This is a genomic window from Microbacterium sp. (assembly GCF_044508325.1).
Lineage (GTDB): Bacteria > Actinomycetota > Actinomycetes > Actinomycetales > Microbacteriaceae > Microbacterium.
This window is the reverse complement of sequence record NZ_JBIQHX010000005.1, coordinates 163,924-180,334: the sequence shown is the minus strand read 5'-3', so window position 1 is coordinate 180,334 and position 16,411 is coordinate 163,924. Positions and strand designations below refer to the sequence as shown.

The following is a 16,411-nucleotide window of genomic DNA, read 5'->3' as shown; positions in this document are numbered from 1 at the left end:
GCGTGCCTGCGGCCACCTCGCCCGGACCGTGCCCGGGGATCGGGCCCAGCGGTCTGCGCGCCGGAGGCGCAGACTGGAGCCATGTCGAAAGCACCCCTGATCGACGACGACACGATGGACGACCTCGAGCGCGAACTGCTGGGCCGCGCCCGGGGACGGGTGCTCGAGCTGGGGGCCGGCCACGGCGAGAACTTCGGTGCCTTCGCGCCGGACGTGCGCTGGCAGGGCCTGGAGCCGGACGCCGGGCGGCGGGCGGAGCTGACCCTGCGCGCCCGCGAGTGGGGGCACGAGGCGGAGCCGCTGGACGCCCGCGCCGAAGAGCTGCCGCTGCCTCCGGCATCCGTCGACACGGTCGTGGCGACCTATGTGCTCTGCTCCGTGCAGGACGTCGACGCTGCGCTCGCCGAGGCGCGTCGCGTGCTCGTCCCCGGCGGTCGCCTGCTGCTGGTCGAGCACGTGCTCGCCCCGCACAGTGCAGCCCTGCGCGGCCTGCAGCGAGCGGCCACGCCGTTCACCGTGCGCTGGTGCGGGGGCTGCCACCAGGATCGCGACCCCGTGCCCGCTCTCGAGCAGGCGGGGTTCACCGCGGTCGAGGTGCGGCGGGCGCGGGTGCGCGACCGGCCGCTGCCGCCGGTGCCGACGATGCTGTACGAGGGCAGCGCTCCGGCGTGACGCTCCCGGGCCGTCACACCGCCCGCAGCGCGTCGCGTCCGAGCTCGCCGACCGCGGTGTGTCCCGACAGCGCCAGCGTGATGTCGAGCTCGGCGACGATGTTGCGCAGGACCTCGCGCACGCCGTCCTCCCCGGCGATGCCGAGGCCGTAGGCGTACGGCCGGCCGATCGCGACGGCGGTGGCCCCGAGGGCCAGGGCGATGAAGGCATCCGCACCCCCGCGCACCCCCGAATCGAAGATGATCGGCAGTCGCCCGGCGAGCCGGTCGGCGATCTCGGGCAGCACCGCGAGCGTCGGCACGGACTCGTCGATCTGGCGGCCGCCGTGGTTCGAGATCCAGACCCCGTCCATGCCGGCGTCGAGCGCGCGCACGGCGTCGTCGGGATGCACGATGCCCTTCAGGATGATCGGCAGGCTCGTCCAGTCGCGCGCCTTCACCAGGTCGTCCCAGGTGAGCGCCGGCGTCGAGAACACGTCGAGGAACGTCTCCACGGCCGCCCGCGGCAGCGGCGAGCGCAGGCTCTCGCGCAGGCCGGCGCCGGTGAGCGGCGCGCCCTTGCGTGCGATGGAGATGCCCGCCGCGACGGTCTTCGGCGTCATCCGGACCTTCGCGGCATCCCCTTCGTCCCCCGCTCGCGCACGTTCGCGGACCAGCTGCCGGAACACCGGATCGCTCGTGTACTGCGCGAGCCCGAGCCCGCGCGTGAACGGCAGGTACGCGAGATCGAGGTCGCGGGTGCGCCAGCCGAGCAGATGCGTGTCGAGCGTGACGACGATCGCCTCGCAGCCGGATGCCTCGGCCCGCTGCAGCAGCGAGGCGTTCAGCTCGTCGGAGGCCGACCAGTACAGCTGGAACAGCCGCGCTCCGTCCGGCGCGGCCGTCGCGGTCTCCTCGAGGGAGAAGGACGCCTGGTTGGAGAGCGTGTACGGGATGCCGAGGGATGCCGCGGCCCGGGCGACCGCGAGATCCGCCTCCGCATGGGCGAGCTCCATCACCCCGAGCGGGGCCAGCAGCAGCGGCGTCGCCCGACGGCTGCCGAGGAAGTCGGTGGACAGGTCGCGGCTCGACACGTCGCGCAGCGGCCGAGGCCACACCTGCCACCGCTCGAAGGCGGCGCGGTTGGCGGCGACCGTGCGTTCGGCCCCGGCGCCGCCCGCGATGTACGCGAACGCCTCGCGGCTGAGCGCTCTGCGCGCCGCCGCCTCGAGCGCGGCCGGGTCGACGGGGACCCGCGGACGCTGTCCGCTGATGCCGGCGCGATAGATGTCGGACTGTGCGCTCCTGCCCGCGCCGCGGGAGGACGCGGCCGGGTCGCTGGGTGCCACGGTGCCCTCTGCCATACGCGTCAGCCTAGGCCCCCGGTCACGGCGCGAACCCGCACCAGTGCGCCACCCAGGCCAGCAGCCGTCCGCGCAGGGGGTCGCCCGCGGCGAGCTCCACCTGGCCGGCTTCGCCGTCGATCACCGCCTCCAGCCGGAACACCGTGCCGCGCTTGTCCTCCATGACCGCGTGCGCGTCGCAGCGCAGCGGCTCGATGGGGATGCGCACCACGACGGGTTCGGTGTCGGCCGGCCCGACGGCGACGTCCAGCGGCCACACGCCGGCCGACTCGCCGGGCAGGACAGGGCGCAGCAGATTGGTCGCGTGGATGCCGGTGAACTCGACCGAACCCGCTCCGGCCGGCGCGACGGTGAGCTCGAGCTCGCCGGGAGTGCCGGCATCCGTCTCGTCGAACCCCGTGAACGCGACATCGGCCGCCCGGGCGAGCGCGGCGGCGCGGCATTCGCGTTCGTGCAGCGGCGGCAGGAACGAGAGGGTGTCGCGAAGCGGCGCCGTCGCGGTCCCCTCGACGCCGTCGATCGCGTAGTCGATCGTGGCGGTCGCGGTCGCCTCGTGCGGGCCCGGGCAGGCCATCGGCGGCAGCCGCACGCGGATGTCGACGGTCGCCCCGGCGGCGACGGTCGAGGTGCGATCGAGCACCCGCTCGGCGGGACCGTCGAAGCGCGGATCGGCGACGCTGACCGATTCGATCAGCAGGGTCTGCGCGCTGTCGTTGCGGATGCGCAGCTCAGCCTGCCGCGTGGCGACATCCGAGCGCAGCTGCTCGATCGAGACGGTCACCCCCGCGGGAAGCGCGGCCGATTCCGCCGAGGGGGCGCACCCGGTCAGCGCCGCCGCGGCGAGCGCGAGCAGCGCGGCCGAGCGGCGTGCGGCGCCGTGCATGCGCCCAGGGTACGCGGGCGCAGGTTCAGGCCGCAGCGCCCAGTCCGCGCGGGGCCGGCAGGCTCGCGTCGTGGACCGGGACATAGGTCGAGCGGCTCACCCGAGGGCGCAGGCGCCGCGGCACCCGTCGGGTGCGGCGGCGGGACGGCAGGGCCCCGGCGATCGCCTCGAAGTGCGCGTGCATGTCTCCTCCTCCCCCGCTCAAGATGAGCAGGTGCGCGTTCCAGGACGTGTGCGCTGGCACCGTCAGAGAGCAGGAGGGGCGGGCCCGCGGGGTGATACGTCAGCCGAACAGCTCGGTCCCGTCCGGATCGCCCGGCCGGCGCGGGCGCAGCGTCGCCGGGGCCGGCCACGGCAGCTCGTACTCGGTGGTCGGCACGTCGATCGCGCCGAAGTCGTCGGTCATCACGAGGACGCGCGCGGGGGTCACCTCGACGATGCGCACGCGGAGGGCCCCGGCATCCGTCTCCAGGGTCCACACGTCGGCCAGCCATCTCAGGCCGACCGCCTCGAGGGCCTCCTCCGCCTCGAGCCAGTCGAGCGGGCCGGATGCCTCGCGCCCGAGCAGATCGACGGCCACCCAGCGGTCGCCCTCGGGGCGGATCCACCCGATGTGCTCGCGGTCGTCGGGGCGGCGGTGCGGCGTCCAGTCAGCGGGGATCATCCGAGCACGCTATCGCGGATGCCGAGCGCGGGGCGCCGTGTGTCAGCGGCGCACGAACAGGTACCCGCGGGGCGCATCGAACCCGCCTACGACGAGCCCGTCGTCCAGGTGCCGGAGGAACCCGTCGCGCACCCGAAGACGCCAGTCCGCCGCCGCGGCGGGGTCGGCGTCGCGCAGCGCCTGGATGTCGTGCGGAATCGCCACCGCCGCGACGACGCGATCGGCGGACGGCGTCCGCGCCGGCGGTGCGGCGAGCGCCCACGACACCATGAGCCGGTCGGACTCGTCACCGCGGTTGACTCCGTCGTCCATCGGCCCGTACTGGTTCACGAGGTACTCGGTGACGCGGGCGCCGATGATCTGCAGGTTGAAATGCGCGTTGCGCGCGACGAGGGGGTCGAACGTCCAGGTGATGTGGCCGACGTCGCGACGCAGCGCCCACTCGCGCTGGTGGCGCTTGAGCAGCCGCCCGAGTCCGCGGCTCTGCAGCCCCGGCAGCAGGCCGGTGATGTGCGAGTGCATGGAGCGGGTGCCGGGCGGGCCGAAGAAGGCGACGGATGCTCCGACCATCCGCTCCTGGTCGTAGAGGCCCACCGCATAGTTGCCGGCGTGCGCGAGGGCGCGCAGCAGGTTCGGCGGCATGCCGCTGCGATCGCCGCCCCACACCTCGGCCAGCACGGCCGAGGCGCGGAACACCTCGGCGACGGTGTCGAGCTCGCGGATCTCGACCCCGGGCGGTGTCTCGGCCTCGGACAGCGCGTCGGGGGGCAGCTCCTCCATGGACTCACGATAGCGCCGTGCACGGCGACCCCCTCGCGCCCCGATAGCCTTGTCCGGTGGGTTCAAGGGATGAGGATGCGCGCCGCCGCCTCACCCGGATCCCCCCGCAGGGCGCCATCGTCGCCGTCCTCGCCGTGGCCGGCCTCGCCTCGTCGTTCATGTACACGCTCGTCGTGCCGATCCAGGCGAAGCTTCCCGAACTGCTGAACGCAAGCCGCGAGGACACGGCCTGGGTGGTCACGGCCACGCTCCTCGCGGCAGCGGTCATCACGCCCATCTCCGGGCGTCTGGGCGACATGTACGGCAAGCGCCGCGTCGTGCTGGCCCTGCTGGCGGTGCTGGTGGTCGGGTCGGTGATCTCGGCCGTGTCGCAGGGCATCGTCGGGCTCATCATCGGGCGCGCCCTGCAGGGAGCGGTGACCGGAGTCGTCCCGCTCGGCATCTCGATCCTGCGTGACGTCATGCACGAGCGCCGCGTCGACTCCGCCATCGCGCTCATCAGCGCCACCCTCGGGGTCGGGGGCGCGCTGGGATTGCCGGTCAGCGCTCTCATCACCGAGCACAGCGACTGGCACCTGCTGTTCTGGGTGTCGGCGGGCCTGGGCGCCGTGGTCTTCGTCATGGTGCTGTGGGTCGTTCCCGTGAGCGTGCTGCGCAGCGGCGGCCGGTTCGACTACCTCGGCGCGGCGGGGCTGTCGGCCGGCCTCATCGGGGTGCTGCTCGCGATCTCGCGCGGCAACGAGTGGGGATGGGGCTCGATCCCCGTGCTGGCGTGCGGAATCGGCGGCATCCTGGTCCTCGTCCTGTGGGGCTGGTACGAGCTGCGCACCCCGGTGCCGCTGCTGGATCTGCGGGTCGCCGTCCGCAGGCCCGTGCTGCTGACGAACGTCGCCTCGGTGGGGATGGGCTTCGCGCTGTTCGCCTCGAACGTCGTCTACCCGCAGATGCTCGAGCTGCCCGTCGAGACCGGCGGCTTCGGGCTGACCCTGCTGGGCGCGAGCCTGATCGTGATGCCATCGGGCCTGGTGATGATGCTGCTCTCGCCGGTCTCCGGGCGGATGGCCCGCACCGTCGGGCCCAAGCCGCTGCTGCTGCTGGGTTCGGGCGCACTGATCGTGGCGTATGCGTTCACTCTCGTCTTCGCGGCGGAGGTGTGGCAGATCCTGGTCGCCAACATCCTCATCGGCGTCGGCATCGGCTTCGGCTACGCCGCGATGCCGATGCTGATCATGCGCTCGGTCCCGCAGTCGGAGACGGGTGCCTCGAACGGGCTGAACGCGCTGTTCCGCTCCCTGGGCACCAGCACGGCGGCCGCCGTGATCGGAGCCGTGCTCGCCACGTACGTCGCGGATTTCGACGGGAGGCCGGTGCCCACCGCGACGGCCTACCAGGTGTCGTTCCTGGTGGGCGGCGCGGCCGCGCTCCTCGCGCTGGTGGTGGGGCTGTTCATCCCGCGCGGGCGCGACCCCCACGAGCAGCACCCGTCGCTGCCGGAGTGACGGCGCCGGGCTCAGACCGACCGGCGGCGATGCACCGACTGGGGCGTGAGGTAGGCGTTCAGCCCCTCGATGCCGTACTCGACGCCGAGCCCGGAGTCGTGGCGTCCGCCGAACGGTGCGGCGTGGTTCGAGGCGAAGAACCCGAGGCCGATCGAACCGGTGTCCACCCGCCGGGCGACCTCGAAGGCGCGGTCCGGATCAGCCCCGAACACGATGCCGCCCAGGCCGAACTCCGTCGCGTTGGCGATCCCGACGGCGTCGTCGACGTCGCGGGCGGGGATCACCGTCAGCACCGGACCGAAGATCTCCTCGCGCGCGATGCGCATGCCCGGCTCGACATCGGCGAACACCGTGGGCACGACCCACGACCCCCGCGCGAAGGGCGGCGGCACGTCGCCGCCCGCGACGGGGCGGGCGCCCTCGGCGAGCCCCGAGTCGATGAAGCCGCGCACGATGTCGCGCTGCGCGGCCGTCGCGACCGGCCCGAAGACCGTGCGCTCGTCGAGCGGGTCGCCGAGCACGGCGCCCGAGACCGTCGCCGCCGCCAGCGCCACGACCTCGTCGTAGCGCTCGGGGGTCGCGATGAGGCGGGTGGCGATGTAGCACGTCTGGCCGGTGTTGCGCAGGCAGCTGCGGATCAGCACCGAGCCCATCGCATCCAGGTCGGCGTCGGGCAGGACGATCGCCGACGACTTGCCGCCCAGTTCGAGGGTCACCGGCCGCAGCAGCTCGCCGCAGGCGGCGGCGATGCGCCGGCCCACGGGCGTCGAGCCGGTGAAGGCGACCTTGTCCACCCCGGGGTGCCGCACGAGCCGCTCGCCGACGGCGCCGTCACCGGTGACGAGGTTCACGACCCCGGGCGGGATGCCGGCTTCCGCCGCCGCGTCGACGATGAACCGGATCGACAGCGGCGTCGGCGAGGCGGGCTTGATCACCACCGGGCAGCCCGCGATGAGCGCCGGGGCGAGCTTGATGACCACGAGGTTGATGGGGAAGTTCCACGGCGCGATGAGCGCGCACACGCCGATCGGGTCGCGGTGGACCGAGGTCTCCACGGTGGGGTCGAGGGGCGCGACGCGCACATCCTCGCGTTCCAGGTACGGGGCCAAGGAGGCGAAATAGCGGAGGATGCCGGCGGCGTTCGAGGCGGCGCGGCGCGTCTCGGCGATCGGCGACCCGTTCTCGAGGCTGTTCGTCACCGCGAGCGCGTCGCTGCGCCGCTCCACCGCGTCCGCCATCGCCTCCATGAGCTGCGCCCGCTCCGACGGCGAGCGTCCGCTCCAGCCCGGGAGCGCGCGCCGCGCCGCGGCGACGGCGTGGTCGATGTCGCCCGCGGAGGCGACCGGAACCCGCGCCCACACCGTCCCGGTCGCCGGATCCGTGACGTCGATCCGGCCCTCCCCGTCGGCGCGACGATAGTCGCCGTCGATAAACAGGTCGTCGACGTGCCGGTAGGGCAGCCCCGCCGCGGCATCCTCGTGCGCGTCGGCGAAGGTCGTGGCGGACACCGTGCTCACCGGTCCACACCTCTCATGTCAGCTGCTCCGTCTTCAGCAGGGCCTCGGAGCGCGCCAGTTCCGCCTCGGCCATCTGCACGGCCGCCGCGGTGAGCAGCTCCGGCACGATCTGCACCCGCAGCCGGCGGCAGTACTCGGCGGGTGTGAGCCCGAACCAGCCGGATGCCAGCGCGATTCCGGTGGGCGTGAACCGCCACAGCCGGTCGGCGTCGCGAACGAGCGAGTCCTCGAGGGACTTCGACTCGAGGCGCGTGTCGTGGCCGTCGATGATCTCGGTGACCCGCTCCACGAACGCCTCGTCGTAGCCGAGGCCGGGAAGCACCTCGCGGGCGATGTCGCAGCCGTGCCGCTCGTGCTCGTATCGCACGTCGGCGCGGCGCCAGTCCCCGGTGAATCCTTCGGCGAGGATGCGCGACTGGTCCACGCGTGCCCACCCGGTGTCGTGCAGCAGGATGGCGACCCGCACGACCAGGGCGTCGGCCTCGGGATAGGCGTCGCACAGCCGTTCCGCATAGGCGAACGAGATGGGCAGATGGATGTCGTTGGAGCGCGCCCGCGATTCGGCGACGATCGCGCGCCAGAGCGGGTCGAGATCGGTGTCGGCTTCATCCGCCGTGATCGGCGACGTGTCGACGGGCAGTGCGGTCTGCAGGGTCATGGCCTCACCTCACGTTGCGACGGGCACAGCCGCGTCGACGATGGACTGCTTGAGCGGAACCGACGTGTCGGCGGCCGCCTCGGGCGGGATGGTGCGCCCCTTCGCGAGCGCCTGCTTGATCTGCAGGAACTCGGCGGGCTGGTTGACGCAGTCGGCGGCGATGAGCCGGCCCTCCCGGTAGTAGAGCACCGTGAACTTCTCCGCCTCGGCCGAGCCGCGGACGACGACATCGTCGAAGCCGGTCGACAGGCCCGCGATCTGCAGCTTCAGATCGGCCTGGTCGGACCAGAACCACGGCACGGTGGCGTACGACGCCTCCTGCCCGAGCAGAGTCGCCGCGGCGACCTTGGCCTGTTCGAGCGCGTTGTTCACGCTTTCGATGCGCACCGGCTCGCCGCGTCCGAGCGGATACGGGTTGGGCATGATCGTGCAGTCGCCCGCGGCGACGGTCCGCCCGTCCGAGGCGAGGCAGCGCTCGTCGACGACGATGCCGCCGTTCACCTCGAGCCCGAGCTGCACGGCCAGCTCCACCCGCGGGACGACGCCGACGCCGATCACGACGAGGTCGGCCGGGAGCACGGTGCCGTCCGCGAGCTCGACGCCCTCCACGCTGCCGCGTCGCCCGGCCGCCGAGGCGTCCTCGCCCACGATGCCCGTGATGCGCGCGCCCAGCACGACGCGGGTCCCGCGCCGGCGGTGCGCGTCGAGGTAGAAGGCGCTGGTCTGCTCTGAGACCGCCCGGCCGATGAGACGGTCGGTGCCTTCGACGACGGTGACGTCCTTGCCGAGCTGGCGCGCGGCGGACGCCGCCTCCAGGCCGATGAAGCCGCCGCCGATGACGACGACGCGCTGCACGCGCTCCTCGGCCAGCGCGGGCCCGAGCGCGATGGCGTCGTCGGCGTCACGCAGGTAGTGGACGCCGCGGTAGTCGGTGCCCGGCAGGGGCAGGCGGCGCACGGAGGCACCGGTGGCCAGCGCGAGGCGCGCGAAGGGGATGCTGCGACCGCCGAGGGTCTGCGCGACCCCCGAGCCGTCGGGCTCCCGGCCGATGGTGACCACGCGGTCGCCGGAGACCAGTGTGATGCCGCGCTCGTCGAACCACTGCCGCGTGCGCAGCACGACGTCATCGGGCTCGAGCTCACCCTTCAGCCAACCCTTGGACAGCGGCGGGCGCTGGTACGGGCGGTGCGACTCCTCGCCGACGATGACGATGGGATCGCAGTCGCCGAGGTCGCGCATGGTGGCGGCGATCTGCACGCCCGCCTGGCAGGCGCCGACGATGAGCGTCCCCTGCATGTCAGACCTGCTCGCTCGGCATGGTGACGTGGTACTCGCAGCCGTCCTGCAGCTTGATCTGGCACGACAGTCGTGAGTTGTGCTGCCGGTCGACGGCGGTGCCGTCGAGCATCTCGTCCTCGAGGTCGCCCGGGCCTCCGACGAGCTCGAAGGTCTCGGAGGCGACGAAGACGTGGCAGGTCGCGCAGGAGAGGCTCCCGCCGCACTCGCCCACGATTCCGCGCACGCCGTTGCGGACGGCGGTCTCCATGATCGAATCGCCCGGGCGGCCGTCGATCGAGGTGACGACGCCGTCGTGGGCGGTGTAGACGACCGTGCTCACTGTCGTGCTCCTGTCTGTTCGGGTTCTGGGTGTCAGAGGAATTGGCGGCCGCCGTCGACGACGACTGTCTGGCCGGTGATGAACCCGGCGGCAGGCGATGCGAGGAACAGCACGGTGCCCACGATGTCGTCGGGACGGATGGGGCGGCCCAGCGCGCTGCGCGAGACGCCATACGATTCCGCATCCGCGATGAGGCCGTGGCTGGCGTCGGTGAGCGTGAAGCCGGGCGCCACGGCGTTGACGGTGACTCCGCGGGGCCCGAGCTCGTTCGCGAGCACCCGCGTGAGCCCGATGAGACCCGCCTTGCTGGCCACGTAGTGCGCCCACTGCGCCGAGCCGCTCAGGACCGTCGCCGACGAGATGTTCACGATCCGCGCGTCGCCTGTCAGCAGCGGGGCGCAGGCACGCGTGACCTGCCACGGCCCCTTGAGGTTCACCCCCATGACGCGGTCCCACTCGCCCTCCTCGATGTCCTGGAACGGCGACCGCGTCAGGGTGGCATAGACCGCGGCGTTGTTGACGACGACGTCGATCCGGCCGTCGCCGGCCTGCGCGGCCAGGGCGGCCAGCGCCGCCGCCGAGTCGGCCCGCGTGACGTCGACGCCCGCCCCCACGGAGCGCAGTCCGGCATCCACGAGGTCGGATGCCGTGCGCTGCGCACCCGCCTCGTCGATGTCGGCGACCACCACGAGGTCGCCCTGCCGGGCGAACGCCTCCGCGAAGGCGCGCCCCAGGCCTCCCGCCGCGCCGGTCACGATGACCGTGCGGCGGGAGCCCGTGCCGGGGCCGGGGTGATCGGTGTGCTCCATGGCTGCGGCTCCCGCGGCTCAGTCGAGGATGACGACGGTGCCGCTGTTGCCGTCGACGCGCAGGCGCTGGCCGGTGCGGATGTCGACCGATGCGGTGCCGGTGCCGGTGACGGCGGGCATCCCGTACTCGCGGCACACGATCGCGGCGTGGCTCATCATGCCGCCGATGTCGGTGACCGTCGCGCGGATCTTGCCGAAGATCGGCCCCCAGCTGGGTGCGGTGACCGGTGCGACGAGGATCTCGCCGTCCTGCACCTCGGCGAGCTGATCGGCGCTGGAGATGACGCGCGCGGGGCCCTCGGCGACCCCCGGCGAGGCCGCCATGCCCTTGAGCGTGCCGGCGGGCACGTCTCCGGTGCCGAGCCAGTTGGCGATCTGGTCGTCGGTGATCCCCCACAGCATGAGCGTGAACGGCTCGGTGATGACCTCGGGCGGGGCGTTCAGCGCCGGTTGCGGGCGGGCTGTCTCCAGCGCGGCCACGATGCCGCGGCGGCGCTCGACCTCAGCGGGCCAGTAGCTCGGGCCGATGGCGGGGGCACCCACCATCCACGCGTTGATGTAGTCGAAGAGGGCTTCGCGCACCTCGTCGCGCCGCAGGTAGAACATGCCGTCCGCGTCGGGCCAGAACCCCTGCGCCTGGAACACGCGCGAGAGCTGCCGGGCCTTGCGCCAGAACACGCCCATGGTCCAGTGCTCGATGTAGAAGTTGTGGTTCTCGACGTAGGGGTAGACCGTGCGTGCGAGCCCCAGCTTCCCGCGGAAGGTGTCCAGCGCGTCGCCGGAGAGCAGTTCGGCGTACTCCTCGGTGATGCGGTCGCGCTCGGCGACCAGGTCGTCGACATGCCGGTCGATGTCCTGTCCCGCCTGCAGCGCCTCGATGTAGTTCTTGACGAAGGCCAGCGGGATCGCCGGCACGTCGCGCCAGTACTCGTCGTGGGCGTAGAAGCCGTTGCCCGTGGTGAAGTTGAACCACGGATCCTGCGCAGCCTCCCAGGCCTGCAGGAACGCGGCACCGGCGGGGTGGGCGGCGATCGCGGCGAGCGTGCCGGCGGCATCCGACGTGTCGCCGAAGAGGTCGGTCAGCCCGTCGCGCACGGCGATCTTGGCGAGGCCCTTCAGCTCGTCGTCGGGGCGGAACAGCTCCATGTCGACGCCCTGCACCATCGTGGCGATGGCCTGGTCGGGGATGCGCGGGAAGACCTCCTTGCAGAACATGAACAGGTCGAGGTACGCGACGTACCCGAGGTTCAGGAACTCGAAGTGGTACTGCCACGCGCGATAGGCGAGCGCGATGAGGCTGTCGTACGCGGCCAGCAGCTCGGTGCCGGGACCCGTGCCCTTGCCGGAGAGCACGTCGTCGAGGTCGATCACCTCGGGCAGCGCCGAGAACTCGAGGGCCTCGAGCTCTGCGATGGTGCTGCGCAGCTTGCCGTGCCAGTTCTCGAGCAGGCTCTGCCAGTTCTCGAAGTAGTGGCCGGCGCGCTGCAGGAACTGCGGCACGCGCGCCTCGATGTGGGCCGGGTCCACCGCCACCGGCGACATGAACACGTAGCCGTTGTGGATGCGGTAGTCGATGCCGTTGGCGGTGGGGATCAGCAGCTGGCGCGAGTTGTACTGCCCGAGGCAGCCCACGGCGAACTCGAACCCGATCGTCTCGAACGGCTTGACGACGGTGGGCCAGTGCTGGCTGTCGCAGAACCAGAACTTCGCCTCCTCGACCTCCCGCAGGCCGTCCTGGAACACGAGGTTGTAGGCGTAGAGGTCCTTCCACCCCTCGGCACCCGCCGGGGCGGGCTGCTCGTAGGGACTCGGGAAGCTGCGGCGCTGCGCCTGGGCGGGGGGTGCTTCGACAACTGTCGACTCTGACATGGCTGTCCTTCCTTCGGTTCGGGTGGTGCGGAGTGCGTTCGGTGGATCGACGGGGGCGGTGCGGGTCAGCGCCCGATCTGCGACAGCAGCGACTGGGTGATGCTCTGGATGCCGAAGCCGGACGTCGTCGTGGCCTGCCGGTCGGCCTTGTGGGCCCACACGGTCTCGGGGCGGGACTGCAGCAGCAGCACGTTCTCGCCCTCGGGCAGCGTGCGGTCGATGGCCCACTCGACGTCCTGCGGGACGCCGAAGCGCTTCTCGGCGCGCTTGGCCATGGCGGCGACCTGTGCGGCCTCGGCGTCGGTGAGGCTGCGGATGCCGCGGCGCTCGGGGCCGACCTCGCGCTCGGCGATGGTCTTGGCGGCCGCATCCGGGACGAGCTCGATGTGCTTGTCGCCGATGGTCTCGGCGGTGACGGTGAGCATCACCTTGTCGACATGGATGTTGTCGGGCGTCACCTGGCCCGACACGACGAGCTCGCCCAGGCCCCAGGCGGCGTCGATGACGATCGTCGACCGGTCGCCCGTGGACGGGTCGAGCGTCATGGCCACCCCCGCCGTGCGGGCGTCGACCATCTTCTGCACGGCGACGGCCATCGACAGCCCTTCGTTGGGGATGCCGTTGCGCAGGCGGTAGACGATGGCGCGAGAGGTGTACAGCGACGCCCAGCACCGGCGCACATGCTCGGCGACCTCGTCGCGGCCGAGCAGCCACAGGTAGGTGTCCTGCTGGCCGGCGAAGCTCGCCTCCGGCAGATCCTCCGCGGTCGCCGAGGACCGGACCGCGACCGGCACCGGCGTCGTGAAGCGCGACTGCAGTCGCTCGTAGGCTGCGGCGAACTCGTCGCGGATCACCGCAGGGACCTCGCGCTGCATGATCTCGTCGCGGATGCGCGCCGAGACCGCGTCGACGCTGGCGACATCGTCGGCGTCCGCTTCGCCCAGCAGACGATGGATGTCGTCGGCGACGCCCGAGGACTGCACGAACGCCGTATAGGCGTCGGTGGTCACGGCGAAGCCCGGGGGCACCGGCATCCCCGCGTTGGTGAGGTCCACCAGCGACGCGCACTTGCCGCCGAGCTCCTCGATGGGGGCCGGTCCCGGCTCGTCGAAGAAGCGGATGAACAGGCTCGCCATGTCAGGCCTCCCAGGTGACGGGGACGGACGTGGGGACGCGGAACGACAGGTTCTCGCGGAAGCCGATGTCGGCGCCCTCCGCCAGCCGCAGGGAGGGCACGGCGGCGACCGCCTCCTCCAGCACGAGACGGTCCTGGAGCTTGGCGAGCATGTTGCCCAGGCAGTAGTGGATGCCGTAGCCGAACGACAGGTGACTGCGGGCGTCCTCGCGGTCGATGTCGAACTCGTCCGCGTGCGCGAAGACGCTCTCGTCGCGGTTCGCCGAGCCCATGACCACAAGGATGTCGGCGCCGGCGGGGATCGGCACGCCGCCGATCTCGGCATCCCGGAGCGCCCGCCGCCGCCACGCGACGATCGAGCCGCTGTAGCGGAGGATCTCGTCGATCGCGGCCGGGATCCGGGCCGGATCGGCGACGATCGCCTGCCATGCCTCGCGGTGGGTCAGCAGCACGCGGAACGAGTTCGCGATGAGCGTCGTCGTCGTCTCGTGCCCGGCGAACAGCAGGCTGTAGCACAGGGACGCGATCTCGTGGTCGCTGATCTCGGCACCGGCGTCCTGCGCTGCGACGAGGTCGCCGACGAGGCTGTCCGGGTGCGTCTCGTGCGCCTCGGCGACGAGCCGCTGCATCTCCTGCCAGTACTCGACGAGGTTGTGCGCATGCGGGATCTGCTCCTCGTTGGAAAGGTCGCCCCACGTCATCGCCGCGCGCGAATCCGACCAGCGCTTGTAGGTCGGCACCATGGCCGGGTCGACCCCGAGCAGCGTCAGGATCGTGATGGTCGGGATGTCGTAGGCGACGCTGCGCAGGATGTCGCCGGTGCGATCGGGCGAGGCGAGCATCCGGTCGAACGCGGCACGGATGTTCTCGCGGATCGACGGCTCCAGCGCCTTGTAGCGACGCGGCGTGAAGGCGCGCTGCGCGATGGCGCGGATGCGCGTGTGGTCGGGCGGGACGCGGGCGGAAAGCCCCGAGTACGCCGTGAACCCGCCCTCCTTCATGATGCGCGATGCCTCGGGCCCGCGCTCGCGGACGGGGGCCTGCGCGTTCTCGCTCGAGAACGTCTCCCAGTCGTCGAACACGGCCTTCACGTCGGCGTGGCGCGTGACCACCCAGTACCCGATGCGCTCGTCGTACATGACGGGGTGGTCGTGACGGAGGTTCGCGTACGCCGCGAACGGGTCCTTCATGTCGAACGGGCGGTAGCCGTGATGGTCGTCGCCCGCCGCACCGTGGTCGACGGGGCACCGTGCCGCGGGGGCCTCCACGCCTGCTTCGAGGTGCTGCGCTGCCATGACGACTCCTTCGTGACCGGCCGCCGGAGCACGAGCTCGCGGCGTGGACCCATCTAATGCTCAGGGGCGGCGGCCGATCCCATCGACTTCCGCCCAGTGGAAGCGACTTGAGGCGGCCGCGGCTGTGATCGCAGGGACTGCAGGGGGAAGGCGCCCACGCTCGCCTCGATCCGTCGCGCGATTCCGCGCAGCGCCGGCAGGTGGCGCTCGAGCGTGCCGGCGTCATCGGTCCTGGCGACCAGGCCCAGTCCCGCGCCGACCGCGCCATCGCCCCGCTGGAATACCGGGACCGCGATCGACGCGGTGCCGACCCGCACCTCGTCGCGGGTGACGGCGTATCCGCGCTCGCGAGCCGTGGCGAGCTCGACCCGCAGCCGCGCCGGGTCGACGTGGGTGCCGGCCGTGCGCCGGACCAGCGGCTGGGCGAGCACCGACTCGCGCACCCACTCCTCCTCGAACGCGAGGATCACCTTGCCGACCGCCGTCGCGTGCAGCGGCAGGCGCCCACCGACGCGCGACGCCTGCGGCACGCGGCGGGTGCCGTAGACACGGTCGATGTAGAGCACGTCGGTGTTCTCGCGGATCGCGATGTGCACCGTCTCCTGGGTGAGGCTGTACAGATCCTGCAGCAGCGGCCGTGCGATGTCACGGACCTGCCGGCCGCCGTGCTGACCGAGCTCCCAGAGGCGGATGCCGATCTGGTAGCGGCCGTTCGCGTCGCGCTGGAGCGCGTCCCACTCCTCGAGCTCCTTGACGAGCCGGTGGGCGGTGCTCAGCGCGAGCCCGGTCTCCGCGGCGATCTCGGTGAGGCTGCGCGGGGCCAGGCCCTTCTCGAAGACGGCGAGGATGGAGAGCACCCGGCCGGTGACCGTCTGCCCGGGCTGCGACACGCCGCCTGCCATCGCTGCTCCTTCCGGTGAGCGGAAGCCGTCTTGAGACGCGATGATACGCCTGGGATCGTGCTCGGCATGAGATCCCCGACGAGCACACGCCTCGGGCGCGACATCCGCACGCACATCCCGGCCGCCGACGGCATCGACGCCATCGTGATGCTCGACGACGCCGACGACGCCGTGTGGCAGCGGGCGGCCCCGCATCTCGCGGTGCGCAACAACGACAGCCACACGCTGTACGCGTATGGGCTCGCCCGCGCACTGCTGTCACGCATCCCGCGGGCCGACGGCGCCGTCGTGCGGCCCGCCATCCTGCTGCACGACACCGGCTGGTCGACCGTGCCGCAGGAGCAGATCCTCGAGGCGATCGCGCCGGGAGGCGGCCGCCCCGACCTGATCCGCCGCCACGAGATCGAGGGTGCGCGGATCGCCCGCGACGTGCTCGGGGACCTGGGGCGGGAGGCATCCGTCATCGACAGGGTCGCCGAGATCATCGACGGCCACGACTCGCGCGACCAGGCGCTGTCGATCGAGGACGCGATCGTCAAGGACGCCGACAAGCTGTGGCGCGTGACACCGCACGGCATCCGCATCGTGTGCGGCTGGTTCGACCTCGGCCCCGAGGAGTCGCTGCGGCTGTGCGCGAGCCGGGTCGATGCCGCGCTGTTCACCGAGGAGGCGCGCGCGATCGCCCGCGGCCTGATCGCGGCGGCGGCGATCGACCACGCCCCGCAGCGCGCCGGTCTCGTGTGACGGCGGCCCTGTCGAGGTGGTCGT

General features: G+C 72.3%; 17 protein-coding genes. 3 read left to right on the top strand and 14 right to left on the bottom strand.

Annotated elements, in window-relative coordinates:
- Positions 1-81: 81 nt before the first annotated feature.
- On the top strand, positions 82-672 hold the full coding sequence (locus ACIWQI_RS06390; protein ID WP_396656300.1) for a class I SAM-dependent methyltransferase: 591 nt from the start codon (positions 82-84) through the stop codon (positions 670-672).
- Between the two features lie 13 nt (positions 673-685).
- Here the strand turns inward: ACIWQI_RS06390 and ACIWQI_RS06385 are convergent, their stop codons facing one another.
- From ACIWQI_RS06385 to ACIWQI_RS06365, 5 genes are all read right to left on the bottom strand, one after another.
- The gene (locus tag ACIWQI_RS06385) at positions 686-2,014 is read right to left on the bottom strand and encodes an alpha-hydroxy-acid oxidizing protein (RefSeq protein ID WP_396656299.1); all 1,329 of its coding nucleotides are present in this window, start codon (positions 2,012-2,014) and stop codon (positions 686-688) included.
- A 22-nt stretch (positions 2,015-2,036) separates the two neighbouring features.
- Positions 2,037-2,897, bottom strand: a complete 861-nt coding sequence (locus tag ACIWQI_RS06380; protein WP_396656298.1) for a hypothetical protein — start codon at positions 2,895-2,897, stop codon at positions 2,037-2,039.
- 25 nt (positions 2,898-2,922) lie between these two features.
- On the bottom strand, positions 2,923-3,081 hold the full coding sequence (locus ACIWQI_RS06375; protein ID WP_396656297.1) for a hypothetical protein: 159 nt from the start codon (positions 3,079-3,081) through the stop codon (positions 2,923-2,925).
- A 99-nt stretch (positions 3,082-3,180) separates the two neighbouring features.
- The gene (locus ACIWQI_RS06370; protein ID WP_396656296.1) at positions 3,181-3,561 is read right to left on the bottom strand and encodes a hypothetical protein; all 381 of its coding nucleotides are present in this window, start codon (positions 3,559-3,561) and stop codon (positions 3,181-3,183) included.
- A gap of 42 nt (positions 3,562-3,603) precedes the next feature.
- On the bottom strand, positions 3,604-4,341 hold the full coding sequence (locus ACIWQI_RS06365; protein ID WP_396656295.1) for a GNAT family N-acetyltransferase: 738 nt from the start codon (positions 4,339-4,341) through the stop codon (positions 3,604-3,606).
- 98 nt (positions 4,342-4,439) lie between these two features.
- On the opposite strand from ACIWQI_RS06365, the gene ACIWQI_RS06360 reads away from it, so the two are divergent.
- Positions 4,440-5,840, top strand: coding sequence for an MFS transporter (locus ACIWQI_RS06360; RefSeq protein WP_396656334.1), 1,401 nt, complete (start codon positions 4,440-4,442; stop codon positions 5,838-5,840).
- 11 nt (positions 5,841-5,851) lie between these two features.
- Here ACIWQI_RS06360 and ACIWQI_RS06355 read toward each other — a convergent pair whose 3' ends face one another.
- The 9 genes from ACIWQI_RS06355 to ACIWQI_RS06315 form a co-directional block, all read right to left on the bottom strand.
- Positions 5,852-7,357: an aldehyde dehydrogenase family protein gene (locus ACIWQI_RS06355; protein ID WP_396656294.1), complete on the bottom strand. Its 1,506-nt coding sequence runs from the start codon at positions 7,355-7,357 to the stop codon at positions 5,852-5,854.
- Between the two features lie 13 nt (positions 7,358-7,370).
- Positions 7,371-8,015, bottom strand: a complete 645-nt coding sequence (locus ACIWQI_RS06350; RefSeq protein WP_396656293.1) for an HD domain-containing protein — start codon at positions 8,013-8,015, stop codon at positions 7,371-7,373.
- A gap of 9 nt (positions 8,016-8,024) precedes the next feature.
- Positions 8,025-9,311: an NAD(P)/FAD-dependent oxidoreductase gene (locus tag ACIWQI_RS06345; protein ID WP_396656292.1), complete on the bottom strand. Its 1,287-nt coding sequence runs from the start codon at positions 9,309-9,311 to the stop codon at positions 8,025-8,027.
- A 1-nt stretch (position 9,312) separates the two neighbouring features.
- Complete coding sequence (locus ACIWQI_RS06340; protein WP_396656291.1) at positions 9,313-9,633, bottom strand: 2Fe-2S iron-sulfur cluster-binding protein; 321 nt, start codon at positions 9,631-9,633, stop codon at positions 9,313-9,315.
- A gap of 32 nt (positions 9,634-9,665) precedes the next feature.
- On the bottom strand, positions 9,666-10,442 hold the full coding sequence (locus ACIWQI_RS06335; protein WP_396656290.1) for an SDR family NAD(P)-dependent oxidoreductase: 777 nt from the start codon (positions 10,440-10,442) through the stop codon (positions 9,666-9,668).
- An 18-nt stretch (positions 10,443-10,460) separates the two neighbouring features.
- Complete coding sequence (locus ACIWQI_RS06330) at positions 10,461-12,311, bottom strand: PEP-utilizing enzyme (protein ID WP_396656289.1); 1,851 nt, start codon at positions 12,309-12,311, stop codon at positions 10,461-10,463.
- 65 nt (positions 12,312-12,376) lie between these two features.
- Entirely contained in the window at positions 12,377-13,447 is a 1,071-nt protein-coding gene (locus tag ACIWQI_RS06325) for a PEP/pyruvate-binding domain-containing protein (RefSeq protein WP_396656288.1), read from the bottom strand.
- A gap of 1 nt (position 13,448) precedes the next feature.
- Positions 13,449-14,741: a cytochrome P450 gene (locus ACIWQI_RS06320; RefSeq protein ID WP_396656287.1), complete on the bottom strand. Its 1,293-nt coding sequence runs from the start codon at positions 14,739-14,741 to the stop codon at positions 13,449-13,451.
- 53 nt (positions 14,742-14,794) lie between these two features.
- On the bottom strand, positions 14,795-15,643 hold the full coding sequence (locus tag ACIWQI_RS06315) for an IclR family transcriptional regulator (protein WP_396656286.1): 849 nt from the start codon (positions 15,641-15,643) through the stop codon (positions 14,795-14,797).
- 66 nt (positions 15,644-15,709) lie between these two features.
- On the opposite strand from ACIWQI_RS06315, the gene ACIWQI_RS06310 reads away from it, so the two are divergent.
- On the top strand, positions 15,710-16,387 hold the full coding sequence (locus ACIWQI_RS06310; protein ID WP_396656285.1) for an HD domain-containing protein: 678 nt from the start codon (positions 15,710-15,712) through the stop codon (positions 16,385-16,387).
- The last annotated feature ends 24 nt before the right edge of the window (positions 16,388-16,411 follow it).